Origin of the sequence: Mesorhizobium sp. M0894 (assembly GCF_040319725.1) — a bacterium.
In the GTDB taxonomy this organism is placed as follows: Bacteria; Pseudomonadota; Alphaproteobacteria; order Rhizobiales; family Rhizobiaceae; genus Mesorhizobium.
This window is the reverse complement of record NZ_JAMYOG010000051.1, coordinates 1-1,096: the sequence shown is the minus strand read 5'-3', so window position 1 is coordinate 1,096 and position 1,096 is coordinate 1. Positions and strand designations below refer to the sequence as shown.

The following is a 1,096-nucleotide window of genomic DNA, read 5'->3' as shown; positions in this document are numbered from 1 at the left end:
TGAGCGAAGGAGCGACTGCCATTTCCTGCCTTGAGAGCTACTTTGGCGCGGTGCCTGATCCACGCGCGCCCAACGCCACGCACCGGCTTGGCGACCTGATCGTGATGATGATCGCAGCAAGCCTGTGCGGCGCCAGCAATGCGACGGAATTTGCCCTGTTCGCGCAGGAGCGCAAGCAGGCGCTGTCGCGGCTGATCGACTATGACGCAGCCCCCAGCCACGACACCTTCTCGCGGCTGCTGCGCCTGCTCGACCCGGAAGCCTTCGGTCGCGCCTTTGCTGCCTTTGCCGCAGCTTTCGCCCGAGCCAGCCGAGAGACGCCCGAGGTGGTGTCGCTTGACGGCAAGGCTTTGCGGCGGGCCTACGAGAAGGGCTTGGCAGCCAGTCCGCCGTTGACGGTGTCGGCCTTCGCCGCCGAGACCCGGCTGTGCCTGGCGGCAGTCTCGCCAAGCGATGGTGAGAACGAAGTCGAGGCCGCGCTCAAGGTCGTCGAACTCATTGATCTTACGGGCCGATTGGTCACCGCCGATGCGCTCCACTGCCACACCCGCATGGCTGCGGCCATTACCCAAAGAGGTGGCGATTACCTGCTTGCGCTGAAGGGCAACCGTCGTCATTGGCTGCGCCGTGCCAACCTGCAACTGGCCGACGCCACCCCTTCCATTGCCGAGCGCACCGAGACCAGCCACGGCCGCAACGAGTGGCGGCAGGCCGAGATCGTGGCGGCGGCCGAGCCGCTGATGCCTGGCCACCAGGCCTTCATCCGCATCACCAGCCGGCGCGATCAGGCCAGACCTTTGATGCGCCTGTTCATGGCCTCCACGCTCATGTCGCCGCAGCGGGCGCTCGACCTCACCAGAGCTCATTGGCAGATCGAGAACGGCCTGCATTGGATGCTCGATGTCCATCTCGATGAGGATCTCAGCCGTGCCCGCAAGGACAATGCTCCCGCCAACACAGCCCTTCTCAATCGCCTCGCCAGAAACATCCTTCAGGCCGCCGATGCTGCCAAAGTTCCCATCAGCCATCGCATCAAGAAATGCGCCTGGAACGACGACTATCTCATCAATGCCATCACTCATATGCGATAGCCCTG

1 protein-coding gene is annotated in these 1,096 nt (G+C 64.1%); it reads left to right on the top strand.

What is annotated here, in order from left to right; translation table 11 throughout:
- Window positions 1-1,091 (top strand): ISAs1 family transposase (locus tag NKH91_RS32240; protein ID WP_352885610.1); only part of this gene is annotated, 1,091 nt, incomplete at its 5' end.
- Window positions 1,092-1,096 lie beyond the last annotated feature (5 nt).